The 19,080-nt window shown below is 66.7% G+C and carries 17 protein-coding genes and 2 tRNA genes; 15 read left to right on the top strand and 4 right to left on the bottom strand.

Features of this window, described 5'->3' with window-relative positions:
• The first annotated feature begins 22 nt into the window (after positions 1–22).
• Positions 23–664, top strand: coding sequence for a CG0192-related protein (locus tag ITX31_RS15010; protein ID WP_194784165.1), 642 nt, complete (start codon positions 23–25; stop codon positions 662–664).
• Positions 665–682: 18 nt separating this feature from the next.
• Here ITX31_RS15010 and ITX31_RS15005 read toward each other — a convergent pair whose 3' ends face one another.
• Positions 683–1,333 (bottom strand): vitamin K epoxide reductase family protein, encoded by a 651-nt coding sequence (locus ITX31_RS15005; RefSeq protein WP_416354827.1) that lies wholly within the window; start codon positions 1,331–1,333, stop codon positions 683–685.
• A gap of 421 nt (positions 1,334–1,754) precedes the next feature.
• On the opposite strand from ITX31_RS15005, the gene ITX31_RS15000 reads away from it, so the two are divergent.
• From ITX31_RS15000 to ITX31_RS14945, 12 genes are all read left to right on the top strand, one after another.
• A complete protein-coding gene (locus ITX31_RS15000; RefSeq protein ID WP_194784164.1) occupies positions 1,755–5,114 on the top strand; it encodes an Rne/Rng family ribonuclease in 3,360 nt (1,119 codons plus the stop codon).
• A 348-nt stretch (positions 5,115–5,462) separates the two neighbouring features.
• On the top strand, positions 5,463–5,774 hold the full coding sequence (gene rplU, locus ITX31_RS14995; RefSeq protein WP_194784344.1) for a 50S ribosomal protein L21: 312 nt from the start codon (positions 5,463–5,465) through the stop codon (positions 5,772–5,774).
• A gap of 93 nt (positions 5,775–5,867) precedes the next feature.
• Complete coding sequence (rpmA, locus tag ITX31_RS14990; protein ID WP_055240884.1) at positions 5,868–6,125, top strand: 50S ribosomal protein L27; 258 nt, start codon at positions 5,868–5,870, stop codon at positions 6,123–6,125.
• A gap of 106 nt (positions 6,126–6,231) precedes the next feature.
• On the top strand, positions 6,232–7,803 hold the full coding sequence (obgE, locus tag ITX31_RS14985; protein ID WP_194784163.1) for a GTPase ObgE: 1,572 nt from the start codon (positions 6,232–6,234) through the stop codon (positions 7,801–7,803).
• Between the two features lie 52 nt (positions 7,804–7,855).
• Positions 7,856–9,097, top strand: coding sequence for a glutamate 5-kinase (proB, locus tag ITX31_RS14980; RefSeq protein WP_416354826.1), 1,242 nt, complete (start codon positions 7,856–7,858; stop codon positions 9,095–9,097).
• Positions 9,094–10,410, top strand: coding sequence for a glutamate-5-semialdehyde dehydrogenase (locus ITX31_RS14975; protein WP_194784162.1), 1,317 nt, complete (start codon positions 9,094–9,096; stop codon positions 10,408–10,410). The genes proB and ITX31_RS14975 overlap by 4 nt, the downstream gene beginning before the upstream one ends.
• 106 nt (positions 10,411–10,516) lie before the next feature.
• Positions 10,517–10,750, top strand: coding sequence for a hypothetical protein (locus ITX31_RS14970; RefSeq protein ID WP_152227573.1), 234 nt, complete (start codon positions 10,517–10,519; stop codon positions 10,748–10,750).
• Positions 10,751–10,781: 31 nt separating this feature from the next.
• A complete protein-coding gene (gene nadD / locus ITX31_RS14965; RefSeq protein ID WP_194784161.1) occupies positions 10,782–11,438 on the top strand; it encodes a nicotinate-nucleotide adenylyltransferase in 657 nt (218 codons plus the stop codon).
• Positions 11,439–12,033: 595 nt separating this feature from the next.
• Entirely contained in the window at positions 12,034–12,834 is an 801-nt protein-coding gene (locus ITX31_RS14960) for a hypothetical protein (protein ID WP_194784160.1), read from the top strand.
• A gap of 18 nt (positions 12,835–12,852) precedes the next feature.
• Positions 12,853–13,239, top strand: coding sequence for a ribosome silencing factor (rsfS, locus tag ITX31_RS14955; protein ID WP_152227581.1), 387 nt, complete (start codon positions 12,853–12,855; stop codon positions 13,237–13,239).
• A gap of 184 nt (positions 13,240–13,423) precedes the next feature.
• A tRNA-Ala gene (locus ITX31_RS14950) sits at positions 13,424–13,496 on the top strand.
• Between the two features lie 69 nt (positions 13,497–13,565).
• Positions 13,566–13,641 (top strand) — tRNA-Ala (locus tag ITX31_RS14945).
• Between the two features lie 55 nt (positions 13,642–13,696).
• On the opposite strand, the gene ITX31_RS14940 is transcribed toward ITX31_RS14945, so the two are convergent.
• Positions 13,697–14,791 carry a saccharopine dehydrogenase family protein gene (locus ITX31_RS14940; RefSeq protein WP_194784159.1) on the bottom strand — a complete coding sequence of 365 codons (1,095 nt, stop codon included), beginning with the start codon at positions 14,789–14,791 and terminating at the stop codon, positions 13,697–13,699.
• Here ITX31_RS14940 and ITX31_RS14935 point away from each other — a divergent pair.
• A complete protein-coding gene (locus tag ITX31_RS14935; protein ID WP_323745707.1) occupies positions 14,677–15,843 on the top strand; it encodes an NUDIX domain-containing protein in 1,167 nt (388 codons plus the stop codon). The two genes, ITX31_RS14940 and ITX31_RS14935, sit on opposite strands and share 115 nt — an antisense overlap.
• Here ITX31_RS14935 and ITX31_RS14930 read toward each other — a convergent pair.
• Positions 15,840–16,217 (bottom strand): lysoplasmalogenase family protein, encoded by a 378-nt coding sequence (locus ITX31_RS14930; RefSeq protein ID WP_194784157.1) that lies wholly within the window; start codon positions 16,215–16,217, stop codon positions 15,840–15,842. The genes ITX31_RS14935 and ITX31_RS14930 overlap by 4 nt on opposite strands.
• Before the next feature lie 30 nt (positions 16,218–16,247).
• Between ITX31_RS14930 and ITX31_RS14925 the strand changes: the two genes are divergently transcribed.
• Positions 16,248–17,735 (top strand): DHA2 family efflux MFS transporter permease subunit, encoded by a 1,488-nt coding sequence (locus tag ITX31_RS14925; protein ID WP_194784156.1) that lies wholly within the window; start codon positions 16,248–16,250, stop codon positions 17,733–17,735.
• Positions 17,736–17,739: 4 nt separating this feature from the next.
• On the opposite strand, the gene ITX31_RS14920 is transcribed toward ITX31_RS14925, so the two are convergent.
• Positions 17,740–19,050, bottom strand: coding sequence for a D-arabinono-1,4-lactone oxidase (locus tag ITX31_RS14920; RefSeq protein ID WP_228529473.1), 1,311 nt, complete (start codon positions 19,048–19,050; stop codon positions 17,740–17,742).
• Between the last annotated feature and the right edge of the window lie 30 nt (positions 19,051–19,080).

Raw genomic sequence — 19,080 nt, 5'->3', positions numbered from 1 at the left:
CTCGCTGGCTAGGCTGGGGCTCATGGCACTCATCCATAAGGCAGACCTGAAACCGACCAAGATGGAACTGATCTCCGGCTGGCTTCCAACGGCGCCCTGGTTCACCGCAGCGGGCGGCATGGGGAACCAGGCTGAGCCGCTGGCGGCGTACCGTTTCGATGATCCCGAAGGCCAGGTGGGCATGGAAACGCACATTGTGCGCAGCGGGGACCTCACGGTGCAGGTTCCGCTGACCTACCGGGCTGAGCCGCTGGAGGGCGGTGAGGGCTACCTGGTGGGCACCATGGAGCATTCTGTCCTGGGCCGCCGCTGGGTGTACGACGGGTGCGGGGATCCGGTGTATGTCAGTGCTTTCGCTGCGGCGGTGGTCGACGGCATGGACCAGGCCCCGCTCTACGTCGAGGAAGACGGGGTGCGCCGCGAACTGCCCCAGTCAATGGAGCTTGAAACCAGCGGCATGCCCGACGGCGAAGAACTCGTGGAAGCTCCCGATCGCGAACCGGCGGGATGGACTGCCACCCTCATGCACCGCGATGGCTGGGAGTTGTCCCTGGTCCGGGTGCTTGACCTGGGCGGACGGGCCGCGCCGCCGCCGTCGCTGGTGGGCACGTGGGAGGGACAGCGCGAACCTGCTGTACTCGGCTGGGGGCTGCCCCTGGGGTGAGCAAGGCCCGGCGGGAAACTAGCTGCCAAGGAATGCGTTCATGAACCGGAAGAAGATCGAGGCGGCCGTCGCGACCCAGATAAGGGCCGTGATGGCCCACGCCCACTCTGATACGAACCGCACGAGGCCCGCCGGCGCCGGAATCACGCCGTGCGCCAGGTTACGCACTGTGGTGAAGACGAACAGCGGGATCATGGCAGTCCACACAACGATGCAGTAGATGCACAGGACGTAGATGTCGAACAGGGCCTGGCTCCAGAGCCAGACCACGAACACCATACCCAGCGTGACGCCGGCCTGCACCGCAGCCCAGTACCAGCGGCTGAAACGGGCCCCCGCGAGCATGGACATGGCTACGGTGATCATGACGGCGAAGGCCACTATGCCGATGAGCGGGTTCGGGAACCCGAAGAGCGAAGCCTGCCAGGTCTGGAAGACGGTCCCGCAGGAAACCCACGGACTGATGTCGCAGCTCGTAATATAGCTGGAATCGGCATACACCTTCAGACGCTCCATGACCAGGATTGCCGAGCCAAGCCAGCCGATGACCGAGGTGATGAGCACCAGCCATGCGAACGGTTTCTGCTGAAGGGAGCGGGCAAGTCCTGCTTCGCCGGTCCTCCCGCCCAAATCGGCCCCGCTGGTAGTGCTGGTGGAACTGGAAGGCACGTGCTGCTCCTTTTGCCGGGTATCGGTGGTCCGATTCTATGTGTTCCAGATACCTAAATGACCTCCGTGTGAGATAATGGCTGTGGCTGGTGTCGGATCCACATTCCGCCACCGGTCCAGCGACAGGCTTCCGGTGCTGTTGGCGATGCTTCCCAAGAAGGAATGCCCATCAATCCGGATGGGGCAGGGGAATCCGCCGAACAGCCCTACCACAGCCCAAACGCCTAGCCGTTCCGAGCAGGTAGCAGGAAAAGCGCCGCTGGTCTTGCAAGTGATGCCGTGCCCTCACGATGGTGCGACCTTGGAAGACATTTAGACGACTTCCGGCTGGCGCAGGCTCCGATGCCCCCGCACAGCCGATACATTGCCCTCCGGGCATTGGAATGTGGCCAGTGCCGCGGGGGCCGGAGCATAGCTGTATATGAATACTGACCGCACAACAGAAGAAGCAGTCGAACCGGCCGCAGAGGTCCAGGCTGCAGTCGAGCCGGTCTCGGCAGCCGTCGAGGCAACGGAAACGGAAGCGCCGGCCAAGACTCCCGCAAAGCGGGCACCGCGCGCCCGCCGAAAGCCGGCAGCCGTGGAAACGCCCGCGGGCGATACGCAGGAGCCGGCCCTGACGGAGACCCCGGCCGAACAGGAAGCTGCCGAAGCAGCGGCTTCAGAGCCGGCAGCAGAGCCCAAGCGCACCCGCGCTCCGCGCCGCAAGGCCACTTCGGAGCCGAAGGCCGAGGAAACGGCGCCCTCGGACGGCGTGCCCGAAAAGGCTGAGGCCGCGGCTGCCCCCGCTGCGGAAACGTCCGCCGAAGCTGAGGCGCCTGCCAAGACTGTCCGGCGCCGCCGTGTGTCCGCGAAAAAGACGGCACCCGAAGGAGCCGAAGCCGCTGCAGGCCCCGACGCTGTGCCCGCACAGGAAGCCGTTGCCGAAGCTGCTCCCGCCGAAAAGGCTGCCGCTGAAGCAACTGCCTCTGAAGCAACTGCCGCGGAAGAAGCGGCCCCTGCCCCGGCCAAAACCCGGTCACGCCGCCGCGCAACATCCAAGGCCGGCCCCGCCGCCGCGGAACCGTCCGATTCCGGTGAGGCCAAGACCGAAGCCGTTGAGCCAGGCCAGGACACCGCGGGGGAGGAAGAAACCAAGCCCGCACAGTCTGCCGTGCTTGACCCGTTCGCCATTCCTGAATCACCCACCTCCGTGCTCTTCCACGCACCGGACCTCACTGCCGTGCAGGCAGCCGCAACCGCAGCCGCGGCCGCCGGGAGCGATGAGGACGAAGGTGCCGAGGAGGAAGGCCGGGAGACCAACCGGTCCCGCCGCAGTCGCCGCCGCAGCCGCGGACGCACCCGCAGCGAAGACGAAGTTGCAGTCGAACGCGAGGGCACTGAGTCGGGCGACGCCGACGAAGAGAACCCCGAAGGCGTGACCTCCCGCCGGCGCCGGCGCCGGCGCCGCGGAGACGCGGACCTCGAGCTGACCGGCGGGTCCGACGACGATCCGCCCAACACCGTGACCCGTGTCCGTGCCCCGCGGGCGCATGCAGAGGCGCCGGCGAGTGACCGCGTTACTTCCGTAAAGGGTTCCACCCGCCTGGAGGCCAAGAAGCAGCGCCGCCGCGAATCCCGTGAGTCGGGCCGGCGCCGCCACGTCATCACCGAGGCCGAGTTCCTGGCCCGCCGCGAATCCGTGGACCGGCAGATGATTGTTCGCCAGCGCGATGACAGGATCCAGATCGGCGTGCTCGAGGACGGCGTCCTGGCCGAGCACTTCGTTTCCAACACTCAGCAGGATTCTCTGATTGGCAACGTCTACGTCGGCAAGGTCCAGAACGTGCTGCCCAGCATGGAAGCAGCGTTCGTCGACATTGGCCGCGGCCGCAACGCGGTGCTCTACGCCGGCGAAGTCAACTGGGATGCCGCAGGCCTGGACGGCCAGCCGCGCCGCATTGAACTTGCACTGAAGTCGGGGGACTCCGTGCTGGTCCAGGTCACCAAGGACCCCGTGGGCCACAAGGGCGCCCGGCTGACCAGCCAGATCTCCCTTCCCGGCCGCTACCTTGTCTACGTGCCGGGCGGCTCCATGACCGGCATCTCACGCAAGCTCCCGGACGTGGAACGCAACCGGCTTAAGAAGATCCTCAAGGACCACCTTCCGCAGAACGCCGGCGTCATTGTCCGCACCGCAGCCGAAGGTGCCTCGGAGGAGGAGCTGATGAATGACATCAACCGCCTCCGCGCCCAGTGGGAAAACATCGAAGCGAAGGCGAAGTCCACCAAGACGCTTCCGCCCGAACTGCTCTACGGCGAGCCGGACCTCACCATCAAGGTTGTCCGCGACGTCTTCAACGAAGACTTCTCCAAGCTGATCGTCTCCGGCGAGGAAGCGTGGGACACCATCGAGGCGTATGTCACTTACGTAGCTCCGGACCTGGTGGGACGCCTGGAGAAGTGGACTAAGGACGAGGACATCTTCTCGGCCAGCCGCATCGACGAGCAGATCGCCAAGGCGCTGGACCGCAAGGTCTTCCTGCCCTCCGGCGGCTCGCTGGTCATTGACCGTACCGAAGCCATGACCGTGGTGGACGTCAATACCGGCAAATTCACCGGCAGCGGCGGCAACCTCGAAGAGACCGTCACCAAGAACAACCTTGAAGCGGCCGAGGAAGTAGTCCGCCAGCTGCGTCTGCGGGACATCGGCGGCATCATCGTCATCGACTTCATTGACATGGTGCTCGAGGCCAACCGTGACCTTGTGCTGCGCCGGCTGGTCGAGTGCCTGGGCCGGGACCGCACCAAGCACCAGGTTGCCGAGGTCACGTCGCTTGGACTGGTACAGATGACCCGCAAGCGCATGGGCACCGGCCTCCTGGAAGTCTTCGGCGAAGAGTGCGAGCACTGCGCCGGACGCGGCGTGATCACCCACGACATCCCCGTGGAGCACCGCCGCAGCACGAGCCACGCGGTCTCTGATGACAACCATTCCCAGCACCTGAAGCAGGAGAAGGCTTCCCGCGGGGAACGCAAGCGCCGCAACCGGGGAGCTAACCAGGGCCAGAATCAGCAGCAGAACCCGCAGCCTCCGGCCGCTCCGGTGGAACAGTCCAAGGTTGAAGAACCGCACGCGGACGACGCCGAGCGCGCCGCCAAGGCCGAGGCCGCCCGCGCTGCCCTCGCGAGCATCGCGGCAGCCACCGCAGCGGCCCACGACGCCGACGCACCGCACGCGGAGGGCGGCACCACGGAGGCCGCGCCCTCCGCAGGGGAAGACGGCAGCGCCGGCGCTGGTGCCGGTGGTGAAGATAAGCCGCTCATCCGCGAGCCCAAGGACGACGTACCGGCCGAGGCCGGCGCCGTCCTGCGCATCCAGGGCGAGACCGTAGTGGTTCCGCGCCGCGAGCGTCGCCGCCCGGTCCGCCAGGACGTTCAGCTGACGCTGGAAAGCCTCACCGAGGCGTTCAACGAGGTGTCGCCGAAAGCTTCCGAACCGGAGGTCCGGGAGCCGGAAGCACCCGAGGGCGGCAGCGAACCTGCAGCGGGCCACGGCATCCCGGACTGCCGGGAAATCGGTTCCAATGGCGCTGAGCCGGCCCGCAGGCCGCGCCGGCGCCGTGCAGCCCGCAGCCCGCAGGGCTCGGCTGACGCACAGATCATCAAGGCAGGCCCCGAGGATGCATCAGGGGCGCAGGGCAGCAGCACCACCGCAGCCGCCGCTGCTCCCGCTGCCCCGCGCACGGAGGCCTCGGCTCCGGTGATTCTCGGCGTCGGTGTTCCGGCGTCGGACCTCTAGCAGTCCACGTACAGTTCAGCTCCCGGCCGGTGCGGCCGGGAGCTGAACTGCATTACCGGTGCTGCTGGGCTGCCGCCCGGCGGCAGGGGAACCGGTCAGCCCCGGTCCGGGAGTGCTATAGAATGGTGCTAAGCGCAGTGACGTCCCCAGTACGGCCGGAGGATGGCACGCTGTACCTGCCGTGCATTTGCGGCATATGGGTCCCTTAGCGTAGCCTTGAAATTCGGTGCGAACGCCTTCTAAGCCGTTATTCGGTACAGGGCGTGACTGCATGGCGCAAGCCGGACACCTAGTCTGTCCGGGAAGTGCGCATCCAAGTATTAAACGTCGAGAGAAGTGAGTTCCCAAGTGGTGTACGCGATTGTCCGCGCTGGCGGCCGCCAAGAAAAGGTTTCCGTCGGAGACCTCGTAACCCTGGACCGCGTCCCCGGTGGAGCCGGTAGCACCTTTGAGCTGCCTGCCCTGCTTTTGGTTGATGGCGACAAGGTCACCTCTGCCGCTGAGGACCTGGCCAAGGTTACGGTTACGGCAGAAGTTATCGAAAACTTCCGGGGTCCGAAGATTGTCATCCAGAAGTTCAAGAACAAGACCGGTTACAAGAAGCGTCAGGGCTACCGCTCCTCGCTGACCAAGGTCAAGGTCACCTCCATCAACTCCTGATTCCTAAAGTCTGGAACCACGCGGTTCCAGACCGCGGGAATTGTGCCCGCACCTAGGCATCAAAATCAGTCATAGCAAAGGCAGGATTAGAAAATGGCACATAAGAAAGGTGCGAGCTCTACTCGCAACGGCCGCGACTCCAACGCTCAGTTCCTGGGCGTGAAGCGCTTTGGCGGCCAGGTCGTCAAGGCCGGCGAGATCATCGTTCGCCAGCGTGGCACCCACTTCCACCCCGGCGCAGGCGTTGGCCGCGGTGGAGACGACACGCTGTTCGCCCTGGAGGCAGGCGCTGTTGAGTTCGGCAGCCGTCGTGGCCGCCGCGTCGTGAACATCGTCGCAGCCGCCGAGTAACTTCGGCACACAGCTTTTCCGGTGGGGCGGGCCAGATGGCCCGCCCCACCGCTTTTTTAAGCCGAGTAGAATTGGCTTGATCCACAGATTTTCAACAAGGAGAACCATGGCCAGCTTTGTAGACCGTGTTGTACTGCATGTTTCAGGCGGTGCCGGCGGCCATGGTTGCGTGTCCGTAAAGCGTGAGAAGTTCAAGCCCCTGGGCGGTCCCGACGGCGGCAACGGCGGGGACGGCGGCGACGTCATCCTGCGCGTTGACGGCCAGACGACCACCCTGCTGGACTACCACCACGCACCCCACCGCCACGCAGGCAACGGCGGACCGGGCATGGGCGACTGGCGCGCCGGCAAGACGGGGGAGACACTCGTGCTTTCCGTGCCGGAAGGCACCGTCGTCAAGACGAAGGACGGCAAGGTCCTCGCCGACCTGGTCGGCATGGGCGCCGAGTTTATCGCCGCGGCAGGCGGACAGGGCGGCCTGGGCAACGCTTCGCTTTCTTCACAGAAGCGCAAGGCCCCAGGCTTCGCCCTGCTGGGAACCCCCGGCGACGAGCGGGACATTGTCCTGGAGCTCAAGTCGATTGCAGACATCGCCCTGGTTGGCTTCCCGTCCGCGGGCAAGTCTTCGCTGATCGCCGCTATGTCCGCAGCCCGGCCGAAGATCGCCGACTACCCCTTCACCACGCTGATTCCGAACCTTGGCGTAGTGCAGGCCGGAGATGTCCGCTTCACGGTCGCCGACGTTCCGGGCCTGATTGAAGGCGCCTCGGAGGGCAAGGGACTGGGACACCACTTCCTGCGCCACGTTGAGCGCTGTGCAGCACTGGTCCACGTACTGGACTGCGCTGCCCTCGAATCGGACCGCGATCCGCTGGGCGACCTCGACGTGATCGAGGCCGAACTCGAGAAGTATGAAGTAGACATGAGCTACGCCGGCGCCGATGGCGACGTTGTTCCGCTGAACCAGCGTCCCCGCCTGGTGGCGCTGAACAAGGTGGACGTTCCCGACGGCCGGGATATGGCTGAATTCGTCAGGCCGGAACTCGAGACGCGCGGCTACCGCGTTTTCGAAGTCTCCGCCGCCAGCCACGAAGGGCTGCGCGAACTCGGCTTCGCGATGGCTGCCATCGTAGCCGAGGCCCGCAAGGCCGTTGAGACTGCCCCGCCGCGCATCGCACCCCCCGTTGTCCGGCCGCGCTCCGTCAACGCCAAGGGCGGGTTCACCATCCGCCGGGAAGAGCGGAACCTGGAGCCGCTGTTCCGCGTGCTGGGCGAGAAGCCCGTGCGCTGGGTCCAGCAGACCGACTTCACCAATGACGAAGCGGTGGGCTACCTGGCAGACCGCCTGGCGAAGCTCGGTGTGGAAGACCAGCTCTTCAAGGCAGGTGCCAAGCCCGGCGATGCCGTGGTCATTGGCGAGGGAGACGGCGTCGTCTTCGACTGGGAACCCACCATGATCGGCGGCGCCGAACTGCTGGCTGCCTCCCCTCGCGGTTCGGACATTCGCATCGAAGAGTTCTCCCGCCCCACCCGCAGCGAAAAGCGCGAGGACCACCAGCAGCGCAAGGACGCCCGTGCGGCCGCCCGTGCGGAGCTGGAAGCCGAGCGCAAGGCCGGAATCTGGACCGAGTCGGTGAACTACAAGCACTCCCGTCCCACGGCGGGCGATGACGACTAATCGCTTCACAGACGCGGAGGACGGACCCGCCTGGGCATAGGCTGGATCTGTCATGAGGAAAGAAAACGCTGTAGAACAGACCACCACCGCACCCAAGCGCCCCCTGATGTCCCGTTCCGGGCTGGCCCGTGCACGCCGCGTCGTCGTCAAGGTGGGATCCTCCTCCCTGACTTCCGTGGCCGGCGGCATTTCCGACGAGGCTCTGACCTCCCTGGCGGACGTTCTCGCAGCGCGGCGACGGCAGGGAACGGAGATCATTCTCGTGTCCTCCGGCGCCATCTCCGCCGGACTCGCGCCGCTGGGGCTTTCCAAACGGCCGGCCCAGCTGTCCACCCAGCAGGCCGCTGCCAGTGTTGGGCAGGGCCTGCTGATGGCCCGATACACCGAAGCCTTCGGACGCCACGGCGTCACCGTCAGCCAGGTACTCCTCACCGTCGAAGACCTGATGCGGCGGACGCACCACGCCAACGCGCACCGGGCACTCGAACGCCTCCTCAACTTCGGCGTGGTGCCCATCGTCAATGAAAATGACACCGTGGCCAGCCACGAAATCCGCTTTGGCGACAACGACCGCCTGGCCGCGCTGGTGGCGCACCTGGTCAAGGCGGATGCGCTGATCCTGCTCTCCGACGTCGATTCCCTCTACGACGGCCCGCCGTCGGCCGGCGCCCGCCGAATCCCGGAGGTCACGGGGATGAAGGACCTGGAAGACGTCCGGATTGGCAAGGTTGGCAAGGCCGGCGTCGGTACCGGAGGCATGGTCACCAAGGTTGAGGCGGCCACCATCGCAGCCCAGTCCGGTATCCCCGCCCTGGTCACCTCCACCGAAAACGCCGCAGCAGCGCTGGCAGGCGAAGACGTTGGCACGTGGTTCACCACCCGCGGCGTACGCCAGCCCATCCGCCTGCTGTGGCTGGCCCACCTGGCCCGGATCCAGGGAAAGCTTGTCCTGGACGACGGCGCAGCACGCGCGGTGGGGGAGCGGCGCAGGTCCCTGCTCCCGGCCGGAATCGTGGCCGTTGAAGGCCATTTCGAACCCGGGGATCCGGTGGCGCTGGCTGATACATCCGGCCGGGTCCTGGCGCACGGGCTGACCAACTATGCCTCCGATGAGCTGCCCCGGATGCTGGGCCGTTCCACCAGGGAGCTGGCAAAGGAACTGGGCCGCGGCTACGAACGTTCCGTGGTGCACGTCAATGACCTCGTCCTCCTCCAGCCGCACGGTTCCTCTGCGGTTCCGGCAGCGTCACGTACCGTTCAGGACGACGGCGCCGCCGCTACACTTGGAGCATGACCGTCCAAGACACCGCTTCCGTGAACCGCAACGCTGAAACCGTGCCCTCGCAGGAGGAAGTTGAAGCCGGAGTCCACCGCATCGCGGACCGGGCCCGGGCCGCCTCCCGCCGGATGGCCCGCGCGAACCGGGCGTGGAAGGACCTGGCCCTCGAGCAGATCGCACAGGACGTGGTGGCCCGCCGCGACGCCGTGCTGGCCGCCAACGCCAAGGACGTGGAGCGCGGACGCGCCAACGGCACGTCAGAGGCGCTTCTGGACCGCCTGACGCTCACTCCGGAACGGATTGATGCCCTGGCTACGGCCCTGCGCAACCTCGCCGGACTTCCTGACCCCGTTGGGTCAGTGGCACGCGGCCAGACCCTGCCCAACGGTCTGCGGATGCGCCAGGTGCACGTGCCCCTCGGCGTCGTCGGCGCAATCTACGAGGCCCGTCCCAACGTCACGCTGGATATCGCCGGACTGGCACTGAAGAGCGGCAACGCGGTGATCCTGCGCGGCGGCAGCGCGGCAGCAGCCACGAACACCGTGCTCGTGAACCTGATCCGTGATTCCCTGGACACCGTTGGCCTGCCCTCAGACGCCGTCCAGACGATCGACAACTACGGCCGCCCCGGAGCGAACTTCCTGATGAAGGCCCGCGGCAAGGTGGATGTACTGATTCCGCGCGGTGGACGCGACCTGATCCAGAACGTGGTGACCAACGCGGCGGTGCCCGTCATTGAAACCGGAGAAGGCAACGTCCACATCTATCTGGACGCAACCGCTCCCGAGGAGATGGCGGTGGACATTCTCCTGAACGCCAAGACCCAGCGGCCCAGTGTCTGCAACACCGTGGAGACACTGCTGGTGCACGCCAACTCTGCTGCTGCCCGCGAAGTACTGTCAGCACTGGCGGCCGCGGGCGTCCGGCTGCACACGGACGAGCGGATCCGCGGAATCCTTCCGGAAGGAACGGAGGCGTTCGAAGCGACGGAGGAGGACTGGGGCAGGGAATACATGGATCTGGACCTCGCGGTCGCCATGGTGGACTCGATGGACGAAGCCCTGGAGCACATCAGGACTTTCTCCACCGGCCACACCGAGGCGATCATCACCAATGACCTCGCGAACGCCGAGCGTTTCATCGCGGAAATCGATTCGGCAGCCGTGATCGTCAACGCCTCCACCCGGTTTACCGACGGCGGTGAACTGGGACTCGGCGCTGAGGTGGGCATTTCCACCCAGAAGATGCATGCACGCGGACCCATGGGGCTGAAGGAACTGACCACCACCAAGTGGATCATCCAGGGAGATGGCCAGGTGCGCGGCTAGGCAATGCTGCACGGGCGCTGACTGCGGAGTTATCGCCCCGTACGCGTACCATTGATCTAGAAACGATGCTCCGCCGGTCTGCCCGGCGGTTGATTTAGGGAGATTCATGCTGATCCAGCTTTCGAGTGCTGCTCTGATGGCGGCCGAAGTTGCCGAAGAACACGCCGAAACGTCACCGTTCGTGTACGGCGGAGTTATCTTTGGGATTTTCATGGTGCTGATGTTCGCGACCATGGCCTTCACCAGCCTTGGTCACCGCCACGAGGCTGTGCCGGAACATGTTGATCCCCAGCGCCAGTTCCCGAACAAGCACGACCACGGCCAGGGCATTCCCGAATAGGCATCGGGAGCTGCTGGAACCGGCTGGGACCATGGAAAGCGCAAAACAGGAGCCGGTGAAGACCCCGCGCCCCTACCGGCTGGGTGTGATGGGCGGGACATTTGATCCCATCCACCACGGCCACCTCGTGGCCGCAAGTGAAGTGGCCTCGGTCTTCGACCTGGATGAGGTTGTCTTCGTGCCCACCGGCGAACCGTGGCACAAATCGGCGCAGGAAGTCACGCCCGCTGAACACCGGTACCTCATGACGGTCATTGCCACTGCGTCGAATCCGCGTTTTAAGGTCAGCCGCGTGGACATCGACCGTCCGGGTCCCACCTACACGATTGATACGCTGAGGGATCTGCGCCATGCGCGCCCGGATGCCGAGTTGTTCTTCATCACCGGCGCTGATGCGATGGCGCAGATCCTTTCGTGGAAGGACGTCCAGGAACTGTGGTCCCTGGCCCACTTCGTGGGCGTCACGAGACCAGGACATGAACTGCAGAACATGGGCCGCGACGACGTGAGCCTTTTGGAAGTCCCGGCGATGGCCATCTCTTCGACGGACTGCCGGGCGCGCGTGGCGGCGTCGGAGCCCGTCTGGTACCTGGTGCCGGACGGCGTCGTCCAGTACATCGCGAAGCACAACCTGTACACCCCTGCTCAGCAGCAGACGAGGCCCGCCACCACTGAGCCAGTATCCTGAGCAATCAACACCTGATGGGTAGGAAATGACGAACGGTCCAGAGTCCGCAGACGCACCCCGACGCAGCCGCCGCTCGGCCGGCACCGGGTCAGCTGCCGGAGCGCAGGAACGGGAGTCCCAGCAGCGGGCCAGGGACCGGGAAGCACTGCGCGCCTACAAGGCGCTGACAGACAGCCAGCCCCGGCCTGAGCCGGCAGATGCCAGCCCCCCGACGCGCCGGCAGCTCCGCCTCGCGCAGCAGGCAGCTGCCCAGCAGGCAGCCGCCCGCAACGATGCCCCTGCTGCGGAACCGGCGTCTCCGCAGCAGTCTGCGGAAGGGCCGCGACAAGACGGTTCAGCGTCCCGGCAGGCCAGCAGGCACCAACCGGCTGCCGGCAGTGAATCCCTGCCGCAGCCCGGTACCCGGCGGGAACGCAGGCGCGCCGCAGCAGCACAGCCTGCACGCCAGCCGGAAGCGCCCGCCGGCCAGCCTGCCCCCGGGAGGTCTGAATCGTCCGATCAGGCCCCAGCCGGGAAAACGGCCCCAGCCGAGCCAAAAGCTGCGGAGCCATCCGCTCAGCATGCGCCTGTCGTCAAACCCCTCACTCCCGCTCCGATGCGTGCTCCTGCAGTCCGGGAAGAGCCGTCGACGGGTATGCAGCCGGGGGAAGGGGAAGCGTCCGGTTCCGAGCCGAACGCAGACGTCGCCAACATGACGGTTGAGCAGGCCCTGGCAGCCCGGGAAGCACTGAAGCACCAGGCGCGCAACCAGGTTGCGGCAATGGAAGCGATTCAGCAGTCCGACCCGCATGCTGTGGACCTTGAACTGCTGGCACAGCAGCGGGCACTCGCTGAACGCGCGGCGGTGCTCAACCGGAGGACGCAGAATATCCAGCGGCTGGCCCAGGAGAACGAGCAGCGCCGCTCATCACCTTCGGACCCCACCACTGCGCACAACCTGGCCATGGTGACGCCCCTCGAATTCGTGGAGGTTCCCGGCCTGGAACGACCGGTGATGAGGCCGCCGGCCACCTCGCACGTGCCCGTCGTCACGTCGTCGAACCCCGCAGCGCGCAAGGTGCCCGCCGCAGGCCGGATGTCCCCTGGGAAGACGAGGCCAGGCACCGAACGCCGGCCCGCAAAGCTGGAGGAATCCGCCCCCGCTGCCCATGCCGAAGTGCGCCATGCCAAGATCCTGGCCCGTGCCGATGCACTGTTGAATGCACCGCTGGAAGCTGACCAGGGCGCCAAGCCCGTGGGTGCCCGCAGCGCCTTCGGACTGGATCCCCTGGATGTAATGACTGCAGGCCTCGGCCGCACCCGGAGAATACGGTTTGTATCCCTGGGAATCGTGGGCGCGGGGCTCATTGCCCTCACCCTCGGAGTACTAATGATCGTCGGCGGCTTTGGCAGCTGATACCAAACTAGGAGACATGTGAGCGCCACCGAATCATCAATGAGTATTGCCCGGACCGCAGCCAAAGCGGCCTCGGACAAGCTGGCCGAGGACATCGTAGCGATCGACGTGAGCGAGCGGCTGGCCATCACGGACATCTTCCTCATCGCCTCGGCCTCCAACGAACGCCAGGTCAACGCGATCGTGGACGGCATCGAAGAGGAACTTGCCAAGGAAGGGCTGAAGCCCGTCCGCCGGGAGGGCCGCAGCGAAGGCCGCTGGGTACTGCTTGACTACGCCACCGTCGTGGTGCATGTGCAGCACGAGGAAGACCGCGTCTTCTATGCGCTCGAGCGGCTTTGGAAGGACTGCCCGTCCGTGGACCTCCAGCTGCCCGACACCGAATCGGCTTCCGGGCAGGAATAGTCCGCCCGGGTGCGGAGCAGAACCGCCGGAACTGCTCCGCACCGGTTGAATTCCATCCGTGTAGTTTGATTTTGCACCGTGGCGCATCTGTACTAAAGTAGAGGAGTTGCTTCGGCCCGGAGGGCAAGAACCGGACCGAGGAAAACATCCGAACAACTGCCCGCACTTATCGTGCGGCAATTTCGGGGCTGTGGCGCAGCTGGTAGCGCACCTGCATGGCATGCAGGGGGTCAGGGGTTCGAGTCCCCTCAGCTCCACCGATAGATCGCCGGGCAGCCGGGGTCTAGGGCCGGATGATTGCATACGGTGGAACTTTCAACTGAATTGGGGCTGTGGCGCAGCTGGTAGCGCACCTGCATGGCATGCAGGGGGTCAGGGGTTCGAGTCCCCTCAGCTCCACCAATTCACGATACCCCGGTCCTCGGACCGGGGTATCGTGAATTTTACGGCGGGGCCCTCAGACGACCCGCAGGCCGGCCCGCGCACTGAGGGCCGTCAGCCCCGGAAGGCCGAACGCGCCCACCGGCCCCTGCACTCCGGACGCGGCGGCGTGTCCGTCCCGCAGCGCAACGGCAGCCTCGGCGAGCAGTTCTCCGGTCAGGGTGTAAACGTTGGGACCCTGGACATGGACTTCGACGGCGGTGTAGCCGCGGCTGTCCGAGAGGTTCGCCACCGCGTAGCTTCCGGATCCGGACCGCTCACCCTCGTCCGGTCCGCCGCCCGGCGCTCCGCCCAGCATCGCGGCCTTGGCCAGGGCCTTTCGGCCGCCCGGCAGCCGCTGCAGGGCACCGGCGGCACGCGTGAGCGGTCCAGCCACGCGGCTAAGTGCGGGAAACCAGCCGTTGTAGACTTCCACGGCGGCGAGGCCGGGATAGGTCTGCGGCAGGAACAGTACCTCCGTGCCCATCGCGAGGAAGGCCTGCCTCCCGCGGCCCTGGACCCTGAACTCGTATCTCGCGCTGCCCATCCGGCGGGTCCGCAGCGAGCCGGAGTGGTAGACGGATGCCGGACGGGTCAGCGCTTCAGCGAGCGTTGCCCGCGTTCCCCCGCTGATACCGCGCCGCAGCGATCCCAGGGCAAAATAACCGATGCGCAGGTGACCGCCGGGTGTTCCCGCTGCCTGCGCAGCCAGGGCGCCGGCCAGGAATCCGGGCACGTAATCGTAGCCAAAGGCCGGAACCATGGTGGCACCGCTGCCGGCGGCCTTGGAGGAGACCTGCTCCTGCAGACGCTGGACAAAGTCGACTTCACCGGTCGAATCCACGTAGTGGGCGCCTGCGTCCGCCGCGGCAGCTGCAGCGGCCTCGCCGAACCTGGTGAACGGCCCAACCGTGGAGACGAGTACGTCTCCGGTCTCCACCAGGGCCCGGACCGTCGCGGGGTCGGTGACATCGGCCGTGTACCAGGCGAGGCCGTGCGGGGCGGCAAGGGCCTGCAGTGCCGCGGCGCGGCGCCCGGCGAGGACGGGCTGCACCCCGCGGGCCAGGAGCGAGGCGACCACCAGCCGGCCGGTGTAGCCGGAGGCTCCGAATACGACGATCTTGGCTGTCATGTGTTCCTCCAGGCTCAGGGGGTCCTCCCTGGGCGGCAACCCGGCGGGTCAGCGCAGCCCACGGGCGAAGTCTAGCCGCACCGGCACGCAGCGGGACTGGAACGGCCGGGTTCAACGGGGCCCGGGCCCGGTGTGGCAGGGTGGGTGGGGTGAAGATTGAACCCCCGGCTCCCGGCGAGCCGCGCCGCCCGCATGGACCACGTGACCCCGGCGACGCCTGGGTTGTTGCCCCGGACGGCCAGCGTTACTGGGGAAGGTTTGGTGCAGCAGGGCTGCTTGCCTGCGATCCGGGCCGCGGGGTTCTGCTTCAGCATAGGGTCTCGTGGAGCCATCATGGCGGTACCTGGGCGCTGCCCGGCGGGGCCCGGCATCAGGGAGAGTCAGCACTTGATGCCGCTTTGCGGGAGTCGGCTGAGGAAGCCGGTGTTCCTCCCGCCGCACTGCGCCCCCGGTTAATGAGCATCCTCGATCTGGGCATCTGGTCCTATGCCACGCTCATAGCCGACGTTGAAACACCGTTTGAACCGGTGATCAGCGATCAGGAGAGCGTGGAACTGGCATGGGTGGAGCCGGACAAAGTCAATGATCTTCCACTCCATCCCGCATTTGCCGAGGCATGGGAGCGGCTGCGGCCGCTCCTTCGGTTCCGGCCCGCGCTTGTTGTCGATGCGGCGAATGTCATGGGAACCGTCCCCGACGGCTGGTGGGAGGACCGCTGCGCGGCAGCCGAACGGATCCTGGATTCGCTGTCCCGACGGTCGGGAACGGGGATTCCGGCAGACCTGCTGGGGTTCCCTGAGGACCTCTGGTACCCGGCGATCACCGTGGTGCTGGAGGGCCGGGCACGCACGGCCAGGGACACAGGCGGCATGGAGATCATCCGCGCCGAAGGCTCCGGGGACGACGCCGTCGCGGGGGCCGTACGGAGCCTGCGGGCAGAGGGCCGGACGGTGAGCGTCGCCACCAGTGACCGGGCACTGGCCGATACCTGCCGGGCACTGGGCGCCCGGGTGACCGATGCCGGGGAACTGCGCGCCTGGCTTGAGTCCTAGACGCGGCTCCCCGTGCCGCCCAACGAGCGGAGGAAACCCGCCACGATCATGCCCTGTCCGGCGCAGTAGGTCAGCATGACCAGCGCGCTGGTGATGTCCGGCATCGATTCAGGCATGAAGATGCGGAAGGCAAGAATGGTGTCCGAGGCAAGGAAGAGCACACCGCCGGAGGCGATGAGCGGACTGCAGCGCGCTGCGGTTGCCGCCGTTCCGCCCAGCACTGCCCCGTAAAGGGCGACGGCGGCGGCCAGGGCGTGCGGGTGCTGCCGTGTCGTGCTGCGCCACGACGGCTGGGGGAGCCGGTTTTCCGCCGCAGGAATGAAAGCACTGGTACGTGCGTTACTCCTGAGGTGCCCCGGTGCCTTAGCCAGCATCCAGAACCCCTGCAGAGGATATCTCCACCCTTGAGTACCGAAACCCGCCCGGCACTGCGCCGGGCAAATGACCGCAGCCCCGGCACGGACCGCCTGGATGCAAGAACCAAGACAGTGATCGGACTGCTGCTGGTCTCCTCCTTCGTGGTGATTCTGAACGAGACCATCATGAGCGTGGCGCTGCCCCGGCTCATGGCGGACCTGCAGATCACTGCCCCCACCGCCCAGTGGCTCACCACCGGCTTCATGCTGACCATGGCTGTGGTCATTCCGGCTACGGGCTACCTGCTCCAGCGCTTCACCATGCGGGCCCTCTTCCTGGCCGCCATGTCCCTCTTCAGCGCAGGCACGCTCCTGGCAGCCCTCGCCCCGGGTTTCGGAGCACTCCTGGGCGGCAGGATTATCCAGGCCAGCGGCACCGCCATCATGATTCCGCTGCTGATGACAACCGTGCTGAACACCGTCCCGGTCCACCGGCGCGGCACCGTCATGGGTACCATCTCGATTGTCATCGCCGTGGCTCCGGCGATCGGGCCCACCGTGTCAGGCCTTATCCTCAGCGTGCTGGGCTGGCGCTGGATGTTCTGGATCGTCCTGCCCATCGCGCTGCTGGCGCTGGGACTGGGGGCGCTGAAGGTACAGAACCTGACCGAGACCAGGCGGACGCCGTTTGACGTGCTCTCCATCCTGCTGTCCACGGTCGCCTTCGGCGGCTTGATCTTCGGCCTCAGTAGCATCGGGGAGGCCGCAGCGGGCGAGGCACCTGTGCCGGTGTGGATTCCGCTGGCCCTGGGCGCCCTCTCCCTGGCCGCCTTCGTGGCGCGGCAGCTCGTCCTGCAGCGCACCGACCGTGCCCTGATGGACCTGCGCACGTTCGCCAGCCGGCCGTTCGTCGTCGCGATCATAATGGTCCTGATCAGCATGATGGCCCTCTTCGGCGCCCTGATCGTCCTTCCCCTCTACCTCCAGAACGTTCTGGGCCTGACCGCCCTGGATACCGGCCTGCTCCTGCTGCCCGGCGGCGTCGTCATGGCTGTCCTGTCACCGATCGTGGGCCGGCTCTATGACCGCGTTGGCCCCCGTCCGCTGGTGATTCCCGGTGCCCTGGTGCTGACCACCGCCCTGTGGGGACTGACCATGCTGGACCAGGCCACCCCGGTTGCACTGGTGATCGCCCTGCACTGCCTGCTGAACGCCGGACTTGGGTTCATCTTCACGCCGCTGTTCACGTCCTCCCTCGGGTCCCTGGACCGCTCCCTCTACTCCCACGGAAGCGCCATCCTCAACACGCTGCAGCAGCTGGCCGGCGGCGCCGGAACGGCGGTTTTCATCACCCTCATGACCACTGGAACCGCCGATGCGCTCAGCAACGGTGCGGACGCCATTGAGGCCGCAGCCGCCGGCGTACACACTGCCTTCTTCTGGGGTGCTGTGGTGTCAGTCGGCGCGCTGGCGGTGTCCTTCCTGGTTCGCCGCCCGAACAACGCAGCCCCCGCTGAACCGGCAGGAAGCCACTAGGCGGTCAGGGGCCGAGCACCCGGTCCAGATAGGCATTGGCGAAGACCCGGCCCGGGTCCATCCGGTCGCGCAGCCGAATAAACCGGTCAAAGAGCGGGTAGCGCTCGGAGAGTCCGGCGGCACCCAGGCTGTGCTCCTTGCCCCAGTGCGGCCGGCCTCCGTGGGCCAGCATCAGTGCTTCGAAAGCTGCAAAGTATTCGCCGGGGTCTTCGCGGTAATAGCGGTGCACGGCAATGTACGCGGTGTCCTGGGCATACGCCGTGGAGAGCCAGCGGTCATCGGCGGCCGCCCAGCGGACTTCCACCGGAAAGGAGAGCCGCCAGTGCGGGCTGTCCTCCAGCAGCTGCCGCAGCCCGGCAAACGCCGAGGGCAGCAGCTGCGCCGGAACCGCGTACTCCATTTCCCGAAACCGCACGGTCCGGCGCTGCGTGAAGACCCGGGGGGAGCGGTCCGTGTACTCGCGGCCGCCGAGCGCGGCGGCAGCGACCCGGTTCACGGCAGGAATCATTGCCGGTACCGCGGTGCCGGCGGCACAGGCAGTCCGGAACACCGTATTGGCGAGCAGCGAATCATCGACCCATCGGCGCAGCGGAGGCAGCGGCGCCAGGGGAGAGGCTGCAGGAAGCCGCGTGTTGGTCTTGGTGGCCGCCCGGCCGGTATGCGGAAACCAATAGAACTCGAAGTGGTCCGCTTCCTTCACCCGGTTCCCCAGGCCGGACAGAACTGACTCGAGGGGCTCCGAACGTTCCTCGGCCCGCAGGAGGAACGCCGGCACGCACTGCAGCGTGACCTCGGCAATAACTCCCAGGGCCCCGAGTCCCAGTGCAGTCGCCGGGAGGAGCGGGTCCCCGTCCGCCAAGGCAAGGCGCCCGCCGTCGGGCTGAATGAGCACCAAGCCGCAGACCTGGGTGGACAGTCCGCCGAAGCCAGCCCCGGTGCCGTGGGTGCCGGTGGAAATGGCGCCGGCGATCGACTGCCGGTCGATGTCGCCCAGGTTCGGCATCGCCAGCCCGTAGGGGGCCAGCAGGCGCGGCACCGCATGCAGCCGGGTGCCGGCCAGCAGCGTCACCCGGCCCGTTCCCGGATCGGCGCTCACCAGGCCCTGCAGCCGGGAGAGGTCCAGGAGAACGTCTGGAGCGGCCCCGATTCCGGTAAAGGAATGACCTGCGCCCACGGCCTTGACCCGCTGCCCTCCCGCCGCAGCGCCGGCAACGGCCCGCTGGAGGGAAGCGACCGACGTCGGACGTTCCATCCTGCTCGGACGCACCCGGACGGTCCGGGCCCAGTTCTGCCAGCTCCGTCTCCGCACCGGCAGGCGGAGGCCGCCAACTCCCCGCGAAAACGG

The sequence above is a fragment of the Arthrobacter gandavensis genome, from assembly GCF_015355785.1.
Lineage (GTDB): Bacteria > Actinomycetota > Actinomycetes > Actinomycetales > Micrococcaceae > Arthrobacter_B > Arthrobacter_B gandavensis_A.
Note: the sequence above shows the minus strand (reverse complement) of the source record. Positions and strands in the feature narration are given on the sequence as shown.

Coding starts and splice junctions, on each gene's coding strand:
- ITX31_RS15010 (WP_194784165.1), top strand. CDS start 23: ATGGCACTCATCCATAAGGCAGACCTGAAACCGACCAAGATGGAACTG.
- ITX31_RS15000 (WP_194784164.1), top strand. CDS start 1,755: ATGAATACTGACCGCACAACAGAAGAAGCAGTCGAACCGGCCGCAGAG.
- rpmA (WP_055240884.1), top strand. CDS start 5,868: ATGGCACATAAGAAAGGTGCGAGCTCTACTCGCAACGGCCGCGACTCC.
- obgE (WP_194784163.1), top strand. CDS start 6,232: ATGGCCAGCTTTGTAGACCGTGTTGTACTGCATGTTTCAGGCGGTGCC.
- proB (WP_416354826.1), top strand. CDS start 7,856: ATGAGGAAAGAAAACGCTGTAGAACAGACCACCACCGCACCCAAGCGC.
- ITX31_RS14975 (WP_194784162.1), top strand. CDS start 9,094: ATGACCGTCCAAGACACCGCTTCCGTGAACCGCAACGCTGAAACCGTG.
- ITX31_RS14970 (WP_152227573.1), top strand. CDS start 10,517: ATGCTGATCCAGCTTTCGAGTGCTGCTCTGATGGCGGCCGAAGTTGCC.
- nadD (WP_194784161.1), top strand. CDS start 10,782: ATGGAAAGCGCAAAACAGGAGCCGGTGAAGACCCCGCGCCCCTACCGG.
- ITX31_RS14960 (WP_194784160.1), top strand. CDS start 12,034: ATGCGTGCTCCTGCAGTCCGGGAAGAGCCGTCGACGGGTATGCAGCCG.
- ITX31_RS14940 (WP_194784159.1), bottom strand. CDS start 14,791: ATGACAGCCAAGATCGTCGTATTCGGAGCCTCCGGCTACACCGGCCGG.
- ITX31_RS14930 (WP_194784157.1), bottom strand. CDS start 16,217: ATGCTGGCTAAGGCACCGGGGCACCTCAGGAGTAACGCACGTACCAGT.